The sequence below is a fragment of the Citrobacter sp. wls757 genome, assembly GCF_005280935.1.
In the GTDB taxonomy this organism is placed as follows: Bacteria; Pseudomonadota; Gammaproteobacteria; order Enterobacterales; family Enterobacteriaceae; genus Citrobacter; species Citrobacter portucalensis.
On record NZ_SZWU01000079.1, the window covers coordinates 7,086 to 28,352 of the forward strand.

14 protein-coding genes are annotated in these 21,267 nt (G+C 53.9%); 9 read left to right on the forward strand and 5 right to left on the reverse strand.

Going from position 1 to position 21,267, the window contains the following annotated elements:
* Positions 1–54: 54 nt before the first annotated feature.
* A complete protein-coding gene (gene dcuC / locus FDW94_RS22010; RefSeq protein ID WP_057067985.1) occupies positions 55–1,422 on the reverse strand; it encodes an anaerobic C4-dicarboxylate transporter DcuC in 1,368 nt (455 codons plus the stop codon).
* Between the two features lie 359 nt (positions 1,423–1,781).
* On the opposite strand from dcuC, the gene nanR reads away from it, so the two are divergent.
* The 5 genes from nanR to nanQ all read left to right on the forward strand — a co-directional run bounded on the left by nanR (position 1,782) and on the right by nanQ (position 6,762).
* On the forward strand, positions 1,782–2,573 hold the full coding sequence (nanR, locus tag FDW94_RS22015; RefSeq protein ID WP_008785946.1) for a transcriptional regulator NanR: 792 nt from the start codon (positions 1,782–1,784) through the stop codon (positions 2,571–2,573).
* Positions 2,574–2,832: 259 nt separating this feature from the next.
* Entirely contained in the window at positions 2,833–3,726 is an 894-nt protein-coding gene (gene nanA / locus FDW94_RS22020; RefSeq protein ID WP_137378256.1) for an N-acetylneuraminate lyase, read from the forward strand.
* A 109-nt stretch (positions 3,727–3,835) separates the two neighbouring features.
* Positions 3,836–5,326 carry a sialic acid transporter NanT gene (gene nanT, locus FDW94_RS22025; protein WP_137378257.1) on the forward strand — a complete coding sequence of 497 codons (1,491 nt, stop codon included), beginning with the start codon at positions 3,836–3,838 and terminating at the stop codon, positions 5,324–5,326.
* A 96-nt stretch (positions 5,327–5,422) separates the two neighbouring features.
* Entirely contained in the window at positions 5,423–6,292 is an 870-nt protein-coding gene (nanK, locus tag FDW94_RS22030) for an N-acetylmannosamine kinase (protein WP_137378258.1), read from the forward strand.
* Between the two features lie 2 nt (positions 6,293–6,294).
* Positions 6,295–6,762 (forward strand): N-acetylneuraminate anomerase, encoded by a 468-nt coding sequence (gene nanQ / locus FDW94_RS22035; protein WP_137378262.1) that lies wholly within the window; start codon positions 6,295–6,297, stop codon positions 6,760–6,762.
* A 58-nt stretch (positions 6,763–6,820) separates the two neighbouring features.
* Here the strand turns inward: nanQ and FDW94_RS22040 are convergent, their stop codons facing one another.
* The 4 genes from FDW94_RS22040 to gltB all read right to left on the reverse strand — a co-directional run bounded on the left by FDW94_RS22040 (position 6,821) and on the right by gltB (position 15,480).
* Positions 6,821–8,101, reverse strand: a complete 1,281-nt coding sequence (locus FDW94_RS22040) for a cytosine deaminase (RefSeq protein ID WP_137378259.1) — start codon at positions 8,099–8,101, stop codon at positions 6,821–6,823.
* Entirely contained in the window at positions 8,091–9,341 is a 1,251-nt protein-coding gene (codB, locus tag FDW94_RS22045) for a cytosine permease (protein WP_032945130.1), read from the reverse strand. Before codB ends, FDW94_RS22040 begins: the two co-directional genes overlap by 11 nt.
* A gap of 247 nt (positions 9,342–9,588) precedes the next feature.
* On the reverse strand, positions 9,589–11,007 hold the full coding sequence (locus tag FDW94_RS22050) for a glutamate synthase small subunit (protein ID WP_032945128.1): 1,419 nt from the start codon (positions 11,005–11,007) through the stop codon (positions 9,589–9,591).
* Between the two features lie 12 nt (positions 11,008–11,019).
* Positions 11,020–15,480 (reverse strand): glutamate synthase large subunit, encoded by a 4,461-nt coding sequence (gene gltB / locus FDW94_RS22055; RefSeq protein ID WP_020996357.1) that lies wholly within the window; start codon positions 15,478–15,480, stop codon positions 11,020–11,022.
* Positions 15,481–16,164: 684 nt separating this feature from the next.
* On the opposite strand from gltB, the gene FDW94_RS22060 reads away from it, so the two are divergent.
* The 4 genes from FDW94_RS22060 (at position 16,165) to mtgA (ending at position 21,225) form a co-directional block, all read left to right on the forward strand.
* Positions 16,165–17,094 (forward strand): TIGR01212 family radical SAM protein, encoded by a 930-nt coding sequence (locus FDW94_RS22060; RefSeq protein ID WP_103014945.1) that lies wholly within the window; start codon positions 16,165–16,167, stop codon positions 17,092–17,094.
* Positions 17,095–17,289: 195 nt separating this feature from the next.
* On the forward strand, positions 17,290–19,626 hold the full coding sequence (gene arcB / locus FDW94_RS22065; protein WP_137378260.1) for an aerobic respiration two-component sensor histidine kinase ArcB: 2,337 nt from the start codon (positions 17,290–17,292) through the stop codon (positions 19,624–19,626).
* Positions 19,627–19,855: 229 nt separating this feature from the next.
* Positions 19,856–20,509 (forward strand): isoprenoid biosynthesis glyoxalase ElbB, encoded by a 654-nt coding sequence (gene elbB / locus FDW94_RS22070; protein ID WP_008785935.1) that lies wholly within the window; start codon positions 19,856–19,858, stop codon positions 20,507–20,509.
* Positions 20,506–21,225, forward strand: a complete 720-nt coding sequence (gene mtgA, locus FDW94_RS22075; protein WP_071444704.1) for a monofunctional biosynthetic peptidoglycan transglycosylase — start codon at positions 20,506–20,508, stop codon at positions 21,223–21,225. The genes elbB and mtgA overlap by 4 nt, the downstream gene beginning before the upstream one ends.
* Positions 21,226–21,267: the final 42 nt, after the last annotated feature.

Genomic DNA, 21,267 nt, shown 5'->3' on the forward strand with positions numbered 1-21,267 from the left:
TAGTGAAATAAAAAACAGGCCCTTTGGGGCCTGTTCTGTTTTCTGGCTTTGGTATCAATAAAACAGCGCGATGGTGGCTACCATATTCACCACAAATCCTACTGCCATCGGGATTGCTGTACGTTTTACCACTTCAAAGGGCGATACGCCGGCAATACCCGATGTCACGACAATTACAGCGGTTATGGGTGACACCGCGCGGGCAAGCGTAGTGGCAAAATGCATCGGCATAATCATTACTACGGCAGGAATATGCAGCCCGGCGGCAATATCCGGAATGAGGCTGGCAAAAGACATAAACGGCGCGTTGCCTGACCCCATGACGATTGCGCAGGCGGCGATGACCACCGCCATGATGATCATCACGCCGATACCGCCAAGACCGGAATGCTCTGCGCCTTTTATTACGGCATCGACAGTCCCGATAGTCGTCAACCCTTTCGCAAAGATTTCACCGGCGACCACCAGGGTGACAACGTTGGCAAACTGCGTCCCCATGCCGTCAAAAAAAGCCTGCACATCATCCATCGTTTCGCGCAGATTATGTTTATGCAGGAATTCAACAAACATAGTCAGCGTCATGCTCATTAACATCACCACCACCAGATTCAACTCTGCTTTCATTAGCCCCATTTGTGCAAGGGCAAGCGAGCCCAGCATCAGGATCAGCGGCATCACCGGCAAAATGGCGTAATAGAGCGGGGGTACGTTTTCCAGCGCCTTTTGTTCCGCAAATCCGTTACTTTCCGGTGCGGCTTTTTTATCAAATTGACGCTGAACGAAAAAATGCGCAATGGCGACGGCGACAATGACACACGACGCGACGGGCAACTGGTATTGAAAGAAATAGGTGGCGATTTTCATGCCCGCGACCTGCGCGGCAAAAATAGAGTTGGTTTCCAGAATGCCCCACTCAATCGACATCGAAGTGGCAATGACCGCAACAGCGGATAAACGGCTTACGCCAAGACTAACCAGCGTTGGGAACAGCGTCACCATCAGCAACATACCTAACCCGGATGCGCTGGTAATGAACTGCGCCATGATCTGACCAATCACATAGGTGGCGGCAAGCACTACATAGGGTGAACGGATTAGCTTGAGCGGGCGGCTTAACAGGCTAACCATCGCTCTGCTGGCCCCCATTCTGTCCATATAACGGGCATAACCGCCCACCGCCATGATTGATAACCCCAGCCCGGCCGCGCGGTTGGAGAGCATACGCAAAATTTCATTGTAAATATCGACCAGTAGATAGCCACTGCTTTTGTCGTTAGCGACCAACGCGCCGTAGCCCAGCCAGACGCCGCAGATCATCAGGAAGATCCCGGCGGCGGCCAGCACGACCTGCGGTTTGTAGTTTTTGAGGATCAGGTAACCCATCGTTAATAAAACGATGACAGAGATAATGATGCCGAACATTGTTTCACTCCATGCCAGAGAAGAAGATAAATCCGGTAATAATGCTGTTGTCAAAACGGATGTTATATTTTTCTGGGCATTTTTTATGGAGTGAATATCTTATTTTTAATTCGATGATGTAATTATTTATCGTTATAAAATAGAAGGTTATGATAAATTATCACGTTCATATTCATAATTTTCATGAAGCTATTTAACTCCATTCAATTAAAATGAGGCAGAAGATACTCGCTTAAAATAATATTGCTGTTACGTATATTATCAATAAGCCAGCCGGATCAGATCGTCCATCATTTCACCCTGCTTTCGATCCTGTGTTAGGATAAACCCGCTGTTGTTTGTCACCACGACTTAGCTGAATGGACCCTATGAACGCATTTGATTCGCAAGCTGAAGACTCTCCATCCACCATTGGCCGTAGCTTACGCAATCGCCCGTTGGCGCGTAAAAAACTGTCTGAAATGGTTGAAGAAGAACTGGAGCAGATGATTCGTCGTCGGGAATTTGGCGAGGGCGAACAGTTGCCGTCTGAGCGGGAGCTGATGGCCTTCTTTAACGTGGGCCGTCCTTCTGTACGAGAAGCGCTGGCCGCGTTAAAACGCAAAGGTCTGGTACAAATCAACAACGGCGAGCGCGCCCGCGTTTCGCGTCCTTCAGCTGATACCATCATCAGCGAGCTGTCTGGTATGGCGAAAGATTTCCTCGCACATCCCGGTGGCATTGCCCACTTCGAGCAGTTGCGACTGTTCTTTGAATCCAGCCTGGTACGATACGCCGCCGAACATGCGACAGATGAGCAAATCGACAGACTGGCTAAAGCACTGGAGATCAACAGCCAGTCGCTCGATGACAATACGTTGTTCATCCGCTCGGACGTTGATTTTCACCGTGTACTGGCTGAGATCCCGGGCAATCCTATCTTTATGGCTATCCATGTTGCGCTGTTAGATTGGCTGATTGCCGCCCGTCCGACCGTCGCCGATCAAGAGTTGTATGAGCACAACAACGTGAGTTATCAGCAGCATATCGCTATTGTCGACGCAATTCGCCAGCGCGATCCTGAAGAAGCTGACCGCGCACTGCAAGAACACCTCAATAGCGTTTCCGCGACCTGGCATGCCTTCAGCAAAAGTAAAAAATTGCGTAAGTGATCGCGATCCCGACGATCGTTTAAACACAAAATCATTCAAGTTGCATCAAGGCGGCAAGAGAGCGAGTTCTCTGGAGCATAGATAACTATGTGACAGGGGTGAGCGAACGCAGCTAACGCAGAGGCGGCTCGAAGGATGAAGTGTTTAGTGAAGTAGATCGCACTATAAGCGTTCTGTATTGTATTGCTGCTTATTTGATCTGGTATAACAGGTATAAAGGTATGCAGTTAGATAACACTAATCATCGTCAGAGGTCGTTATGGCAAGAGATTTAAAAGGCGTAATGCCAGCGTTGTTAACCCCATTCGATAACCAACAGAGACTGGACATCGAGAGTTTGCGCCGCCTGGTGCGTTTCAACATTGGTCAGGGTGTAGACGGGCTCTATGTCGGTGGCTCAACGGGTGAGGCCTTTGTCCAAAACCGCGTTGAAAGAGAGCAGGTACTGGAAATTGTTGCCGAAGAGGCGAAAGGTAAGGTGACGCTGATCGCCCATGTTGGCACGGTGAGTACTGAAGAGAGCCAACAGCTGGCGAGTGTGGCACATCGTTACGGCTTTGATGCCGTTTCGGCCGTTACACCGTTTTACTATCCGTTCAGCTTTGAAGAACATTGCGATCACTACCGCGCAATTATTGATTCCGCTGATGGTTTACCGATGGTGGTCTATAACATTCCGGCGCTGAGCGGCGTAAAACTGACGCTGGATCAGATCAACACGCTGGTAACGCTGCCAGGCGTTGGCGCACTGAAGCAAACTTCGGGCGATCTCTATCAGATGGAACAGATCCGCCGCGCTCATCCCGATCTGGTGCTTTATAACGGCTATGACGAGATCTTTGCTTCCGGACTGCTTGCGGGCGCAGATGGCGGTATCGGTAGCACTTACAACATCATGGGGTGGCGCTATCAGGGAATTGTGAAAGCGCTCAAAGAAGGTGACATCCGCACGGCGCAAAAGCTGCAAACCGAGTGCAATAAGGTTATCGATCTGCTTATTAAGGTTGGCGTGTTCCGCGGCCTGAAAACAGTACTGCACTATATGGATGTGGTTTCTGTCCCACTGTGCCGTAAACCCTTTGCCCCGGTAGATGAACACTATCTGCCGGAACTGAAAGCGCTGGCAAACCAACTGCTGGCGGAAAAGGCGTAATCACGGGTCGCCGGGGGCGCTTCGCTTGCCCGGCCTGGATTTTCGACCGTAGGCCGGGTAAGGCAAAGCCACCACCCGGCACAACAACAAAAATCGTCGGGAGAGTAAAATGAGTACTTCTACCCAGAACATCCCGTGGTATCGCTATCTCAATCGGGCACAATGGCGGGCATTTTCCGCCGCCTGGCTGGGATATTTGCTTGATGGTTTCGATTTTGTGTTAATCGCCCTGGTGCTGACAGAAGTGCAGGGCGAATTCGGACTGACGACGGTGCAGGCTGCCAGCCTGATCTCGGCCGCCTTTATCTCCCGTTGGTTTGGCGGGTTAATGCTGGGGGCAATGGGCGACCGCTACGGACGCCGCCTGGCAATGGTCACCAGCATCATTCTGTTCTCTGTGGGAACGCTGGCCTGCGGCTTTGCGCCGGGCTACACCACCATGTTTATCGCCCGCCTGGTTATCGGTATGGGAATGGCCGGTGAGTATGGCTCCAGCGCAACTTATGTTATTGAAAGTTGGCCTAAACACCTGCGAAACAAAGCCAGTGGTTTCCTGATTTCCGGCTTTTCCGTTGGTGCCGTGATCGCCGCCCAGGTTTACAGTCTGGTGGTCCCGGTCTGGGGATGGCGCGCGCTGTTCTTCATCGGCATCCTGCCAATTATCTTCGCCCTCTGGCTGCGTAAAAATATTCCGGAAGCGGAAGACTGGAAAGAGAAACACGAAGGCAAAGCGCCGGTACGCACGATGGTGGACATTCTCTACCGGGGTGAGCATCGGGTAATTAATATTCTGATGACGCTCGCCGCTGCAACTGCGCTGTGGTTCTGCTTTGCTGGCAACCTGCAAAATGCGGCTATCGTGGCGGTCCTGGGACTGATATGCGCGTTTATCTTCATTAGCTTTATGGTGCAAAGCAGCGGGAAACGCTGGCCGACGGGCGTGATGCTGATGGTGGTCGTGCTATTCGCCTTCCTGTACTCGTGGCCGATTCAGGCGCTGTTGCCAACCTATCTGAAAACCGAACTGCTGTACGATCCTTCCACGGTGGCCAGAGTGCTCTTCTTTAGCGGCTTTGGTGCGGCGGTTGGGTGTTGCGTCGGCGGTTTTCTTGGTGACTGGCTGGGCACGCGTAAAGCTTATGTCTGCAGTCTGTTGGCCTCGCAGTTGCTGATTATTCCGGTGTTTGCGATAGGCGGTTCAAACGTCTGGGTACTGGGTTTGCTGCTGTTTTTCCAACAAATGCTCGGCCAGGGGATCTCCGGGATCTTACCAAAACTGATTGGCGGCTATTTCGATACCGATCAGCGTGCGGCGGGATTGGGCTTCACCTATAACGTAGGCGCACTGGGCGGGGCTCTGGCACCGATCATCGGCGCGCTGATTGCCCAACGTCTGGATCTGGGTACCGCGCTGGGATCGCTCTCTTTCGGCCTTACATTTGTAGTGATCCTGCTGATTGGTCTTGATATGCCGTCCCGTGTACAGCGCTGGCTGCGTCCTGAAGCGTTGCGTACGCATGATGCCATTGATGGTCGACCGTTTAGCGGTGCCGTGCCGTTCGGCGGTGACAAAAGCACTATGGTGAAATCCAAAAGTTAATCCAGTTGCCCGGTGCTGAACCGGGCAATAGCCGTAAGGGAAGAATATGTCGTTCTTTGAGCTACAGAGCGCCACCACGATGCATGAGGCGGCGTCATGACCACACTGGCGATTGATATTGGCGGCACCAAATTGGCTGCCGCGCTGATAGACAACAATCTGCAAGTCCGCGAGCGGCGTGAACTGCCGACGCCTGTCAGTAAAACGCCGCAAGCGCTGCGCGCCGCGTTACAAACACTGGTTGCCCCGCTACAGGGGCGTGCTAATCGGGTGGCGATCGCCTCGACGGGGATTATCCGTGAGGGGGCTTTACTGGCGCTGAATCCGCATAACCTCGGCGGATTGATGCATTTTCCGCTGACACAAACGCTGGAACAAATCACCGGCCTGCCGACGCTGGCTGTCAATGACGCACAGGCAGCGGCGTGGGCTGAGTACCATGCGCTTGGTGGTGAGTACCGCGATCTGGTGTTTATTACCGTCTCCACAGGCGTGGGCGGGGGAGTCGTCAGCGGTGGGACACTGCTGACCGGAGTCGGCGGTTTGGCTGGGCATCTGGGACATACGCTGGCCGATCCGCATGGGCCTGTTTGCGGCTGCGGGCGTGTGGGTTGCGTTGAGGCGATCGCATCCGGTCGTGGAATAGCGGCGGCTGCCGAAGGCGCGCTTGCCGGATGCGACGCCAAAACTATTTTTAGCCGTGCCGGGCAGGGGGATGAGCAGGCAAGCCGGTTGATCCATCGCTCAGCGCGTGCTTTGGCAAGGCTTGTTGCCGATGTGAAGGCCACGACCGATTGTCAGTGCGTGGTCATTGGCGGCAGCGTTGGGCTGGCTGAAGGGTATCTGGCGCTGGTGGAACATTATCTGGCACAAGAGCCTTTGGCCTATCACGTTGAATTGCTGGCGGCGCATTGCCGTCATGACGCTGGATTACTGGGGGCCGCGCTGTTGGTCCAGGGAGAATGATGATGATATCAGATGCGTTGAATTCACTGCCTTCTGCCGGATTACATCCGGTCTTGCAGCAGGCGTTAACGCTTGCCATTGCGGCGAATCCGCAGGAGAAAACGCCTGGGCGCTACACGTTGCAGGGCGAGAATATTTTTATGAATGTCATGCAATTTACAACGCAGAGCCCAGAGCATAAGAAAGCGGAGCTGCATCAGCAGTACATTGATATTCAGATGCTTTTGTCCGGCGAAGAACGGATTCTGTTCGGGATGACCGATTCTGCTCGTCACTGCGAAGAGTTGCACATCGAGGATGATTATCAGTTGTGCAGCCAGATTGCCGATGAACAGGCTATGGTACTGAAGCCGGGAAAATTTGTGATTTTTATGCCGGGCGAGCCGCATAAACCGGGTTGTGTGGTGCAGGCCCCGATGGACATCAAAAAAGTGGTGATCAAAGTCCGCGCCAGCTTATTACAAGCTTGAGAATGAGAGACTGTGTCGGATGGCAAGGCTTACGCCATCCGACATGGAATGTAACGACCTAGCGCTTAAACGTCACCGTTTCTGGCTGCGTCAGATGCAGTGTGGTTTGGCTTGGGACCGTCTCGGCAATGACTCGACCATGACGAATGGAATAACGGGCAGGCGTCTGGCGACGAACCGCGTCAAACCCATTTTCTGCAGGCAAAATCACCAGATTCGCAGAATTCCCCACGTTCAGACCGTAGTCCTGCAGGTGCAGGGTTTTCGCGCTGTGGGTGGTGACCAGGTTCAACCCATCGTTAATTTGTCCGTATCCCATCAGCTGGCACACGTGTAATCCCATATGCAGCACCTGCAGCATATTCGCAGTGCCCAGCGGATACCACGGATCGAAGACGTCATCATGACCGAAGCAGACGTTGATCTCCGCTTCCAGCATCTCTTTGACGCGCGTAACACCACGACGCTTAGGATAAGTGTCAAAGCGCCCTTGCAGGTGAATATTCACCAGTGGATTTGCGACAAAGTTAATGCCGGACATTTTCAACAGACGGAAAAGACGGGAAGCATACGCGCCGTTGTAGGAATGCATCGCCGTGGTATGGCTGGCGGTCACGCGCTCGCCCATATTGTAGCGATGCGCCAGCGCCGCAACGGTTTCAACAAAGCGGGATTGCTCATCATCGATTTCGTCACAGTGCACGTCGATAAGTTTGTCGTATTTTTGCGCCAGAGCGAAAATCTTATGCAGCGACTCTACGCCATATTCACGCGTGAATTCAAAGTGCGGGATCGCGCCAATGACGTCGGCGCCCAGACGCACGGCTTCCTCCAGGAGCGCTTCACCGTTGGGATAAGAAAGAATGCCTTCTTGCGGGAACGCGACAATCTGTAGCTCTACCCACGGAGCGACTTCTTGCTTCACCTCCAGCATGGCTTTTAGCGCCGTCAACGTAGGGTCGGAAACGTCAACGTGAGTACGGACATACTGGATGCCGTTGGCCATCTGCCACTTCAGGGTCTGCATGGCGCGCGTTTTGACGTCTTCGTGAGTGAGCATTGCCTTACGTTCAGCCCAGCGTTCAATGCCCTCAAACAGCGTACCAGACTGATTCCAGCTCGGCTCGCCCGCGGTTTGCGTAGTGTCCAGATGGATATGTGGCTCAACGAACGGTGGGATAGCCAGACCGCCTTCAGCATCAAGCACTTCACCCTGTGGTAACGTCGCTGCGTCTTGAGGCTCAATACGGCTAAAGCGCCCGTTTTCAATCGTGATTTGCCATAACCCTTCACGTCCCTGTAAACGCGCCTGATGAATGGTGATGTTATTATTCTGCATGGCTGACCTCCGGGGATTTAGCAAGGCTGCGATTGAAAAGTGGATTCAGCAGGATATAGCTGAATACGCCGCCGAGTACGGCATTGACGGGCACGATGCCGGGAATATAGTGACCTGCGGCGATGCCCAGTGCAACGGACAGGATCGCTATCCAGTTTACGGAAATAAATTGCGCTTTGCTGAAGTCGGCATAGCGGCGATGGTTCAGCAGATAGTCGGCGATGATCACCCCGCCAATCGGGGGAATCGCTGCCGACAGAAATGTCAGCCAGCCGACAAAGTTATTGTAAAGCCACAGCGCGCACAGTGTGCCAATAATACCGTTAGCCACCGACAGCGTACGGCTGGAAAGGCCGGTAATATTGGCAAATCCCAGGCCCGATGCGTACAGCGCATTATCGTTGGTGGTCCAGATATTCAGACCAAGAACGATGATTGCGGGCAGCAGCAGTCCCTGGGCAATCATCACGTCAGAGATATCCGCCTGTCCAACCGCAGCCGCGCCCGCAGCGCCGAAGATGAACATCAAGGAGTTGCCAAGGAAAAACGCCACCATGGCGATCAGCACCGCGCCTTTGGCGTTGCGGCCAAAACGGACGAAGTCAGCGGTTAACGTCCCTGCGCTGACAAACGAGCCGACTACCAGCGCCAGTGCGGTGGAGAAATCCAGCGGCGTTTGCGGCACTATCGCTTTTAAATGCTCCAAACCGCCGACATCGCTCACTGCCAGCCAGACGGAGTAGCTGCCAAGTACGACGATGGCAGGCACGGCGATGATAGATAAAACGGTCAGCGCTGAGATGCCAAAAAAGATGGTCAGGGTCATCAACAGACCGGAAACCGCAATCAGGATATTGACGTCAATTCCCGTCGCTTTGCCAACCGGGATAGCAAACATGGCCACACCAACGCCAAACCAGCCTACCTGTGTGCCGCCTAACAGCAGAGAGGGAAGCCATGAACCTTTCACACCAAATGAGTAACGCGCCAGAAGGTGGGTTGAGAGCCCTGTTTTTGCGCCGATAAAACCGAGAAATGCAGTGTAAATACCGAGGAGAAGATTACCGAAGAGAACTGCCAGGAAGAAATCATTATAAGAAAGACCGGTACCGAGTGTGCCACCGGTCCACATACTGGCGGAAAAGAATGTGAGTCCCAACATGACAAATGTTAGTGGAACTACGCCTTTTCGCGCCGCCAGAGGGACGGGGCCCTGGCTATAATTGTTGTCTTGCGACACAACGCCTCCATGAATTTTGCCCAAAAAATCCGCCGCATAATATACAGTTCTCAACGTAAAGCAAACGTTTTCGTCTGATTTTTACATGGTTATTATTCATGATGTTGATCTGTTTGGGGTGTTAAGGTTATTTGCCCTGTTTACTAAACGTGTTGTCAGACTGGCTTAATCGGCAGGTTTGGCGGTATTGCGGCAGGAATTTGGCATCTCACCCACCAGGGCAGATGAGATGCCTTAAGAGGCTGTATTACACTTCCAGGTAGTTCAGGATACCGTCTGCCGCTTTACGACCTTCGGCAATCGCGGTGACTACCAGATCCGAACCGCGCACGATGTCGCCACCGGCGAAGATTTTCGGGTTGCTGGTCTGGAAGGCGTTGTCGCTGCGCTCTGGAGCAATAATGCGGCCCTGAGAATCCAGTTCGACGCTGTGTTTTGCCAGCCACTCCATACTGTGCGGACGGAAGCCAAACGCCAGTACCACCGCATCTGCCGGAACAACGTGTTCGGAACCGGCGACGATCTCCGCACGGCGACGGCCCTTCGCATCCGGTTCACCCATTTCGGTACGCGCCATTTTCACACCGCATACCTTACCGTTGGCGTTCACTTCCACGCCTAAAGGCTGGACGTTGAACTGGAATTCGACGCCTTCTTCACGCGCATTTTTCACTTCGCGTTTGGAACCCGGCATGTTCTCTTCGTCACGACGATAAGCGCAGATGACATGTGCTGCGTTCTGGCGAACCGAGGTCCGCACGCAGTCCATCGCGGTATCGCCACCGCCGAGAACGACGACGCGTTTGCCTTCCATGCTGATGTACGGCTCGTCGCTGCTTTCGCCAAAGCCCATCAACTGTTTGGTATTGGCGATCAGGAACGGCAGGGCATCAAACACACCGGAAGCGTCTTCGTTTTCCAGCCCACCGCGCATCGACTGATAGGTACCTACGCCAAGGAACACGGCGTCATAATCTTTCAGCAGATCGTCAAGCTGTACATCGCGGCCCACTTCCACGTTCAATTTGAACTCAATGCCCATATCGGTGAAGATTTCACGACGGCGGGTCATCACCTCTTTTTCCAGTTTGAAGGCTGGAATACCGAAGGTCAGCAGACCGCCGATTTCCGGGTGGCGATCAAATACCACCGCCTTCACGCCGTTGCGGGTCAGCACATCAGCACAGGCCAGGCCTGCCGGACCGGCACCGATGATCGCCACGCGCTTGTCGGTTTGACGCACGCCGGTCATATCCGGGCGCCAGCCCATTTCGAATGCTTTATCGTTGATATAGCGCTCGATGTTACCGATAGTCACCGCGCCGAACTCATCGTTCAGCGTACAGGATCCTTCACACAGACGATCCTGCGGGCACACGCGGCCACAGACTTCCGGCAGAGTGTTGGTCTGGTGCGACAGTTCTGCCGCTTCAAAAATACGCCCTTCGTTCGCCAGTTTCAGCCAGTTCGGGATGTAGTTATGCACCGGACACTTCCACTCGCAGTACGGGTTACCGCAGGACAGGCAGCGGTCTGCCTGTGCTTTGGCCTGGCCTTCGGAAAACGGCTCGTAGATCTCGATAAACTCGATCTTACGGATCTTCAGCGGCTTCTTAGGCGGATCAACGCGCTGCAGGTCGATAAATTGGTATACGTTCTGACTCATTGCTGCTACCCCTTACTGCGCCTGCACACGCAGCTCTGCTGCGCTACGACTACGGTGACCCAACAGTGCTTTCACATCACTGGATTTTGGTTTTACCAGCGCGAATTTCGCCGAGAATGCTGGCCAGTTAGCCAGGATCTCTTCGCCGTGTGAAGAGCCGGTATGCTGTACGTGCTCGGTAATCAAACCGCGCAGGTGTTCCTCGTGGATAGCCAGCGAGTCCACGTTCAGCACTTCTACCAGTTCCGGGTTCACGCGTTTGCGGAACTCACCGTCTTCGTCGAGCACGTAGGCGAATCCGCCCGTCATACCCGCTCCGAAGTTGACGCCCGTTTTTCCGAGAATACAGACGATGCCGCCGGTCATATATTCGCAGCCGTTGTCGCCAATACCTTCAACCACGGTGATTGCGCCGGAGTTACGTACTGCAAAGCGCTCACCCGCACGACCCGCGGCAAACAGGCGGCCACCGGTGGCGCCATACAGACAGGTGTTACCAATGATGCTCGCTTCATGGCTACGGAAAGCAGAGCCAACCGGAGGACGCACTGCCAGCAGACCGCCCGCCATACCTTTACCGACATAGTCGTTGGCATCACCGGTCAGATACAACTCCACGCCACCCGCGTTCCACACGCCGAAGCTCTGGCCTGCGGTACCGCTGAAGTGCGCTTTGATTGGGTCAGACGCCAGCCCCTGATCGCCATGCGTTTGCGCGATATAGCCCGACAGCGACGCGCCAACAGAACGGTCGGTGTTGCGGATATCGAACCAGAAGGTTTTGCTCTGGCGCTCGTCGACAAACGGTTTCGCTTGCTGTAACAACTGAGCGTTCAGCACGCCGTTATCAAACGGCGGGTTGTTCTCGGTGCAATGCAGCGCTTTACCCGGATGCGGTTCGGCGGTTTCCAGCAGACGAGACAGTTCCAGTTTCTGTTGCTTGGCGGTAAACCCTTCCAGCTCTTTGAGCAGGTCGGTACGACCAATCAGATCCACCAGACGCTTCACACCCAGTTGCGCCATCAGCTCACGGACTTCGCGGGCGATAAATTCAAAGTAGTTAGTCACTTTGAACGGCAGGCCGTGATAGTGGTTCTTACGCAGTTTGTCATCCTGAGTCGCCACGCCGGTTGCGCAGTTGTTCAGGTGGCAAATACGCAGGTATTTACAGCCCAGCGCCACCATTGGACCGGTACCGAAGCCGAAGCTTTCCGCGCCGAGAATCGCCGCTTTAATGATATCGACACCGGTTTTCAGACCGCCATCAACCTGCAGACGAATCTTGTGACGCAGACCGTTAGCGACCAGCGCCTGCTGGGTTTCCACCAGACCGAGTTCCCACGGGCAGCCCGCATATTTCACCGAGGAGAGCGGGCTTGCGCCGGTACCGCCATCGTAGCCAGCAATGGTGATCAGATCCGCATAGGCTTTCGCCACGCCTGTGGCGATGGTGCCAACGCCTGGTTCGGAAACCAGCTTCACGGAGATCATCGCTTTCGGGTTGACCTGTTTGAGGTCGAAAATCAGCTGCGCTAAGTCTTCGATAGAGTAAATATCGTGGTGCGGCGGCGGGGAGATCAGCGTCACGCCCGGCACCGAATAGCGCAGTTTGGCGATGTACGGGGTGACTTTATCACCCGGTAACTGACCGCCTTCGCCAGGTTTCGCGCCCTGAGCGACTTTAATCTGGATGACATCGGCGTTGACCAGATACGCCGGGGTTACGCCAAAGCGACCGGAAGCAACCTGCTTAATGCGCGACACTTTATTGGTGCCATAGCGCGCCGGGTCTTCACCGCCTTCACCGGAGTTCGAGTTGCCGCCGATGCTGTTCATGGCTTCGGCCAGCGCTTCGTGTGCTTCGGGGCTTAATGCGCCGATGGACATAGCTGCGGTATCGAAGCGTTTAAACAGTTCGGTTGCGGGTTCTACTTCGCTAATGCTTACGGCTTCATCGCCAGGCGTAATCGCCAGCAGATCGCGCAGCGTGGCCGCCGGACGCTCATTGACCAGCTTGGCATATTCCTGATAGTCGCTGTACTCGCCGCTTTGTACCGCCTGTTGCAGCGTGCGCACCACGTCCGGGTTGTAGGCATGGTATTCGCCGCCGTGGACGTATTTGAGCAAACCGCCCTGGCTGATAGGTTTACGTGCCAGCCATGCATGTTTGGAGAGGTTCAGCAGATCCTGCTGGAAGTCGCTAAACCCTGCGCCGCTGATGCGGCTGACCACGCCCTGGAAGCACAGCGCCACGACATCATCGTGCAGACCAACGGCTTCAAACAGCTTCGAGCAGCGGTAAGAGGCAATGGTCGAGATGCCCATTTTGGACATGATTTTGTACAGACCTTTGTTGATGCCGTTACGGTAGTTCAGCATCACGGTCCGGTAATCTTTGGCAATCGCCTGAGTGTCGATCAGTCGTCCCAGCGTTTCATACGCGAGATACGGATAAATGGCCGTCGCGCCAAAGCCAAGCAGGACAGCAAAATGGTGCGGGTCGCGGGCACTGGCGGTTTCAACGATGATGTTGGCGTCGCAACGCAGGCTTTGTTCTACCAGACGCGTTTGCACTGCGCCTACGGCCATCGGTGCCGGAACCGGCAGGCGGTTTTTCGCGATGTTACGGTCAGAGAGCACCAGCAGCACTGTACCGTTTCGCACCATCTGTTCCGCCTTATCGCACAATGCTTTGACGGTCTCTTCGAGCGTGGTTTCGGTCACGTCGAAGGTGATATCCAGGCGGTCGGCGCGGTAATGCTCCTCTTTCATGGTGGTGAGCTGGGTAAAATCGGAGTACAGCAGGATCGGCGATTTAAAGCTCAGGCGGTGTGCCTGACCTTCGGCTTCGCAGAAGACGTTCATCTCACGACCGATGCTGGTGGCCAGCGACATAACGTGCGCTTCACGCAGCGGGTCGATCGGCGGGTTAGTCACCTGCGCGAACTGCTGGCGGAAGTAGTCATAAATGATGCGTGGCTGGCTGGAGAGCACGGCAAAGGGGGTATCATCACCCATTGAGCCGACCGCTTCCTGACCGTTTTCACCGAGCACGCGGATCACGGAATCCAGCTCTTCGGCGCTGTAGTTAAACTGTTTCTGATAGCTGGCGAGCGTGTCATCGTCCAGTTCGCGGCTGCCGACCTGATCGTCTGCGAGGTCTTCGAACGGCACCAGACGGCGGACGTTCTTCTCCATCCACTCTTTGTACGGATGGCGGCTTTTCAGATCGTCATCGGTTTCGGCGGAGTGCAGAATGCGCCCGCTGCGGGTATCGATAACCATCAGCTCGCCAGGGCCGACGCGACCTTTCTCGACGACTTCATCCGGCTGATAATCCCAGATCCCAACTTCAGAGGCGCAGGTAATCAGCTTGTCTTTGGTGATGACGTAGCGCGCCGGACGCAGGCCGTTACGGTCAAGGTTACAGGCGGCAAAACGGCCGTCGGACATAACAATGCCCGCCGGGCCATCCCACGGCTCCATGTGCATAGAGTTAAAGTCAAAGAACGCGCGCAGCTCCGGGTCCATATCCGGGTTGTTCTGCCAGGCCGGCGGCACCAGTAAACGCATGGCACGGATAATGTCCATCCCGCCAGCCAGCAGCAGTTCCAGCATGTTATCCATTGAGCTGGAGTCGGAGCCGGTTTCGTTAACGAACGGTGCGGCGTCGTGCAGGTCTGGGATCAGTGGCGTCTGGAATTTATAGGTACGTGCGCGTGCCCACTGGCGGTTGCCGGTGATGGTGTTGATTTCACCGTTATGCGCCAGGTAGCGGAACGGTTGCGCCAGCGGCCAGCGCGGTACGGTATTGGTGGAGAAGCGCTGGTGGAACAGGCAGATGGCCGATTCCAGACGCAGATCCGCCAGGTCCAGGTAAAAGCGCGGCAGATCCGCCGGCATACACAGACCTTTATAGATATTGACCAGGTTCGACAAGCTACAGACGTAGAAGTCTTTATCGTCCTGGAGGCGTTTTTCGATGCGACGGCGCGCGATGAACAGGCGGCGCTCCATATCACGCGGACGCCAGCCCGCAGGGGCGTTGACAAAAATTTGCTCGATACGAGGCAGGGAGGAGAGGGCGATTTCACCGAGAACACCTTCGTTGGTCGGCACGTCGCGCCAGCCGACAATCGACAGGGTCTCCTGCTGTAATTCTTCTTCGACAATGCGACGAGAAGCCGCAGCCAGTTCAGCGTCTTTATTTAAAAAGATCATGCCGACGGCGTAGTTTTTAGCTAAACGCCAGCCGCGCTCTTGCGCCACGATGCGGAAAAAGCGGTCAGGTTTTTGTAACAGCAAACCGCAACCATCGCCGGTTTTACCATCGGCTAGAATTGCGCCACGGTGCTGCATGCGGGCCAGTGCGTGTATGGCGGTACGCACTACCTTGTGGCTAGGTTCGCCTTCTATGTGGGCGATCAGGCCGAAACCACAGTTATCCCTCTCAAGGGATTTATCGTACAACATATCAGTGAACCTCCCCAGGCTCTGCGGGATTCCCATCTGGACCGTTGCGCACGGGCACACCAAGAGCATGGCGACGGGGTTTGCGTGTCATACGCTTACCTCGCATTCGCCCTCTTTATCCTTTTCGCATAGGTCAAACAAGTTTGAGGACTTGCTTCAGAGGGAATCTCAATTACTGCATAAATATGATGAGCAGGCTGCTCATCCAGAAAGCTTCCAGCGGATTTCCACGTTATCGGGAATCCACACACAGGTCAAATGGCAATCTTATTTATGCAAAAATGTGCTATAGGGCGATTAACTTTATGAATATGTTGAAATTTAAGGCTTTTTTACATTGATTTAACGCAAGGGGGATGGGGAGCGAAGTGTGATCTGTCTCACTGTCAGAAAGGCTGTATATCCCCCGTCCTCCCTTTGTTTATCGCTATGCTTGGCATTTTATGCTGGTTTTTGGAGTTTTGGCGTCTTAAAGATACTGTTTTTATGCTGAGAGTATAAGAAGATAAAAAAAACAGTCGGATATAAGGAAAAGTAATTTCATTTTGAATGAATGAAATTTCGATTATTTTGATTTGTTATGCAATGAATAAAAGCACGCCAGGGCGATTGATCCAAGTCATCGCCGACTGGGGCAAAAAATGGCAGGCTTTGGCCTCTTTTCAAGGCGCGGTCTACCAGATTATGCAGTTACAGAAATTAGTCAATATGTTTGGTGGGGATCTTTCTCGCCGTTACGGGCAAAAGGTTCATAAACTCACGCTTCACGGCGGCTTTAGCTGTCCAAATCGTGATGGCACCATCGGACGTGGCGGGTGTACTTTCTGCAATGTCGCCTCGTTTGCCGATGAAGCACAGCAGCACCATTCTATTGCCGAGCAGCTTGAGCATCAGGCGCATCTGGTCAATCGCGCGAAACGCTATCTGGCCTATTTCCAGGCCTATACCAGCACCTTTGCTGAAGTGCAGGTGCTGCGTTCGATGTATCAGCAGGCGGTTAGCCAGGCCAGTATCGTCGGGTTATGCGTTGGGACGCGCCCCGACTGCGTGCCGGATGCGGTACTCGATCTGCTTTGCGAGTATAAAGACCTCGGCTATGAGGTATGGCTGGAGCTCGGTTTGCAAACCGCGCATGACAAAACCCTGCATCGTATTAACCGCGGCCATGATTTTGCCTGCTACCAACGCACTACGCGACTGGCACGCGAGCGTGGGCTGAAAGTGTGCTCGCACCTGATTGTCGGTCTGCCGGGAGAAGGGCAGGCAGAATGCCTGCAAACCATGGAACGTGTAGTGGAGACGGGTGTTGACGGTATTAAGCTGCACCCGCTGCATATTGTGAAAGGCAGTACGATGGCGAAAGCCTGGGAAGCCGGGCGGCTGAACGGAATTGAACTGGACGACTATACGGTTACCGCCGGGGAGATGATCCGTCATACGCCGCCAGAGGTGATTTATCATCGAATTTCCGCCAGCGCGCGCCGCCCAACTCTGTTGGCACCGCTATGGTGTGAAAACCGCTGGACCGGCATGGTCGAACTGGATAAGTACCTTAACAAGTACGGTGTGCAAGGCTCGGCGCTCGGTACGCCATGGGTACAGCCTGAGAACTAACTCTCCGTAGGCCGGATAAGGCAAAGCCGACATCCGGCAATCTGCGCCTGCTTGCCTGATGGCGCTTTGCTTATCAGGCCTACGATGGCCTCTCCGCGGTCATTTCACCGATAACCTCCGCATTTCTTGCACAATCTTCAACGTCACGCTGAGAATTGAGTATTATTGTGCCAAGTTGTCGTGAAGGAACCCTCTATGAAGCAAATCCGTATGCTGGCGCAATATTACGTCGACCTGATGATGAAGTTAGGTCTGGTGCGCTTTTCGCTGCTGTTGGCGCTGGCTCTGGTCGTGTTGGCAATTGTGGTGCAGATGGCTGTCACCATGGTGCTGCATGGCCAGGTAGAAAGCATTGATGTCATCCGTTCTATCTTTTTTGGTCTGTTAATTACCCCCTGGGCCGTCTATTTCTTGTCTGTGGTGGTGGAGCAACTTGAGGAGTCCCGGCAACGCCTGTCACGACTGGTACAAAAGCTGGAAGAGATGCGCGAGCGCGATCTCAAGCTCAATGTGCAACTGAAAGATAATATTGCCCAGCTCAATCAGGAAATTGTTGAGCGTGAAAAAGCCGAAGCAGAGCGCCAGGAAACATTCGAGCAACTGAAGGTTGAAATCAAAGAGCGCGAAGAGGCGCAGATCCAGCTTGAGCAACAGTCTTCCTTTTTACGCTCTTTCCTTGATGCCTCGCAGGATCTGGTTTTTTATCGCAATGAAGATAAAGAGTTTTCCGGCTGTAACCGTGCCATGGAGCTGCTGACTGGCAAAAGCGAAAAGCAGTTGGTGAACTTAAAACCGGCTGACGTTTACTCTCCTGAAGCGGCTGAAAAGGTGATTGAGACCGACGAGAAGGTGTTCCGCCATAATGTTTCGCTCACCTACGAACAGTGGCTGGACTACCCGGACGGGCGCAAAGCCTGCTTTGAAATTCGCAAAGTGCCTTACTATGACCGCGTAGGTAAGCGACATGGTCTGATGGGCTTTGGGCGCGATATTACCGAGCGTAAGCGTTATCAGGATGCGCTTGAGCGCGCCAGCCGCGATAAGACCACCTTTATTTCTACCATCAGCCACGAGCTGCGCACCCCGCTTAACGGCATTGTCGGCTTAAGCCGGATCCTGCTGGATACGGATCTGACCGCGGAGCAGGAAAAATACCTGAAAACAATCCACGTCTCTGCTGTGACGCTGGGGAATATTTTCAACGATATTATCGATATGGATAAGATGGAGCGACGTAAAGTCCAGCTCGATAACCAGCCGATCGATTTCACCAGCTTTATGGCGGATCTGGAAAACCTCTCTGGCCTACAGGCGCAGCAAAAAGGGCTGCGCTTTGTGCTTGAGCCGACGTTACCGCTGCCGCATAAGGTCATTACCGACGGAACGCGTCTGCGTCAGATCCTGTGGAATCTGATCAGCAACGCTGTGAAGTTTACCCAGCAGGGGCAGGTGACCGTGCGGGCGCGCTATGACCAGGGGAATATGCTGCATTTCGAAGTTGAAGATTCCGGCATCGGCATTCCGCAGGATGAGCAGGATAAAATCTTCGCTATGTATTATCAGGTGAAGGACAGTAACGGCGGTAAACCGGCTACGGGGACAGGGATTGGTTTGGCCGTGTCGAAGCGCCTGGCGAAAAACATGGGCGGTGATATTACGGTTTCCAGCCAGGCAGGAAAAGGGTCCATCTTTACGCTAACCGTGCATGCCCCCGCGGTAGCGGAAGAGATTGAAGATGCTTTTGAAGACGATGAAATGCCGCTGCCAGCCCTGAATGTGCTGCTGGTAGAAGACATTGAGCTGAACGTTATTGTTGCGCGCTCCGTGCTGGAAAAATTAGGCAACAGCGTGGATGTCGCGATGACCGGGAAAGCCGCGCTGGAAATGTTTACGCCGGGTGAATATGACCTGGTGCTGCTGGATATTCAGCTACCGGATATGACCGGTCTGGATATCTCGCGGGAGCTCACGCAAAAATATGCCCGTGAAGAGCTGCCACCGTTGGTTGCACTCACCGCCAACGTACTGAAAGATAAAAAAGAGTATCTGGACGCAGGCATGGACGACGTGCTGAGTAAGCCGCTGTCGGTTCCGGCGCTAACCGCCATGATCAAAAAATACTGGGATACCCGAAACGAAGAGGAGAGCACTGTGACATCTGAAGAAAGCAGTAAATCGCAAGCGCTGTTAGATATTCCTATGTTGGAACAATACCTCGAGCTGGTGGGACCGAAGTTAATTACCGACGGGCTGGCGGTGTTTGAGAAGATGATGCCGGGATATTTGAGCGTGCTGGAGTCCAACCTGACGGCACGGGATAAAAAAGGTGTTGTTGAGGAAGGCCATAAAATTAAAGGCGCAGCAGGTTCAGTGGGGCTGCGTCACCTGCAACAGCTAGGTCAGCAAATCCAGTCGCCGGATCTTCCTGCTTGGGAAGATAATGTTGCTGAATGGATTGAAGAGATGAAGCAGGAGTGGCAGCACGACGTGGCAGTATTAAAAGCCTGGGTGGCGAGTGTGGAAAAAAAATGACCCCGGCTTGACCGGGGTGCGCGAATACTGCGCCAACACCAGGGAAATCGTGGCTGCGCCGTAAATTATTATCATTGTTTACAAGGGCGCAGCCCTAATTTTCAGGCCGCACGCAGTTAAGATAGCAAATCTTAAATAATTTGTTACATGAATCAGTTAAATGTGTGAAGCGTAGCATTTAAATCATAATAACTAATATGTTTCAGCCAGTTGAGAAAGGAGTATTACGATGAAAAAAGTGGGTGTAGTGCTCAGCGGATGCGGCGTGTATGACGGTGCAGAGATCCATGAAACTGTTCTCACGCTTCTGGCCATTACCCGCAACGGCGCTCAGGCTGTCTGTTTCGCACCAGATAAACAACAAGCGGATGTGATTAATCATCTGACCGGCGAGCCGATGCTGGAAACTCGCAATGTGCTGATTGAAGCCGCGCGTATCACACGTGGCGATATTCGCCCACTTGCGCAGGCAGTCTCATCGGAACTGGATGCGTTGATCGTGCCGGGTGGGTTTGGTGCGGCCAAAAATCTGAGCAATTTTGCCAGTCAGGGCAGCGAATGCCGGGTTGACAGCGATTTAGCCGCGCTGGCGGTGGCCATGCATCAGGCGGGTAAGCCGTTGGGGTTTATGTGCATTGCGCCTGCCATGTTACCTAAAATTTTTGACTTCCCGCTGCGTCTGACCATCGGCACTGATATCGACACGGCAGAGGTGCTGGAAGAGATGGGCGCTGAGCATGTGCCTTGTCCGGTTGATGACATTGTCGTCGATGAAGACAACAAAATCGTCACCACGCCTGCCTATATGCTGGCGCAGGACATCGCTCAGGCTGCGAGTGGCATCGATAAACTGGTATCGCGTGTGCTGGTGCTGACTGAATGAGAAAAGGAGTAACCGCCTTTCTGCGACGTATTTTTCTGCGGGCGGTGGTTGTCCTCGCCGTATTCTGGGGCGGAGGCATTGCACTTTTCAGCGTGATGCCTGTGCCTTTCTCGGCGGTAATGGTCGAGCGACAGCTGGGCGCATGGCTGTCCGGTGATTTCGGCTATGTGGCGCACTCGGACTGGGTGAGTATGGATGAGATCTCACCGTGGATGGGACTGGCGGTGATTGCTGCAGAGGACCAGAAGTTTCCAGACCACTGGGGGTTTGACGTCACCGCCATAGAGAAAGCGCTGGCGCACAATGAACGCAATGAAAACCGCATTCGCGGGGCGTCGACGTTATCGCAACAGACGGCGAAAAACCTCTTTTTGTGGGATGGACGTAGCTGGGTGCGTAAGGGCCTTGAAGCCGGGCTAACGCTGGGTATGGAAACCGTCTGGAGTAAGAAACGTATTCTGACCGTCTATTTGAATATCGCCGAGTTTGGCGATGGGATATTTGGCGTGGAGGCGGCGGCGCAACGGTATTTTCATAAACCGGCCAGTCGGTTGAGCCTGTCTGAAGCGGCCTTGCTGGCGGCAGTATTGCCCAATCCTTTGCGTTTTAAGGCGAATGCGCCTTCTGGTTATGTGCGTAACCGCCAGGCCTGGATTATGCGCCAAATGCGCCAGTTAGGTGGTGAGTCGTTTATGCGGGAAAATAAGCTGTATTAGCGTAGTTATTGCCGGATGCGGCGTAAACGCCTTATCCGGCCT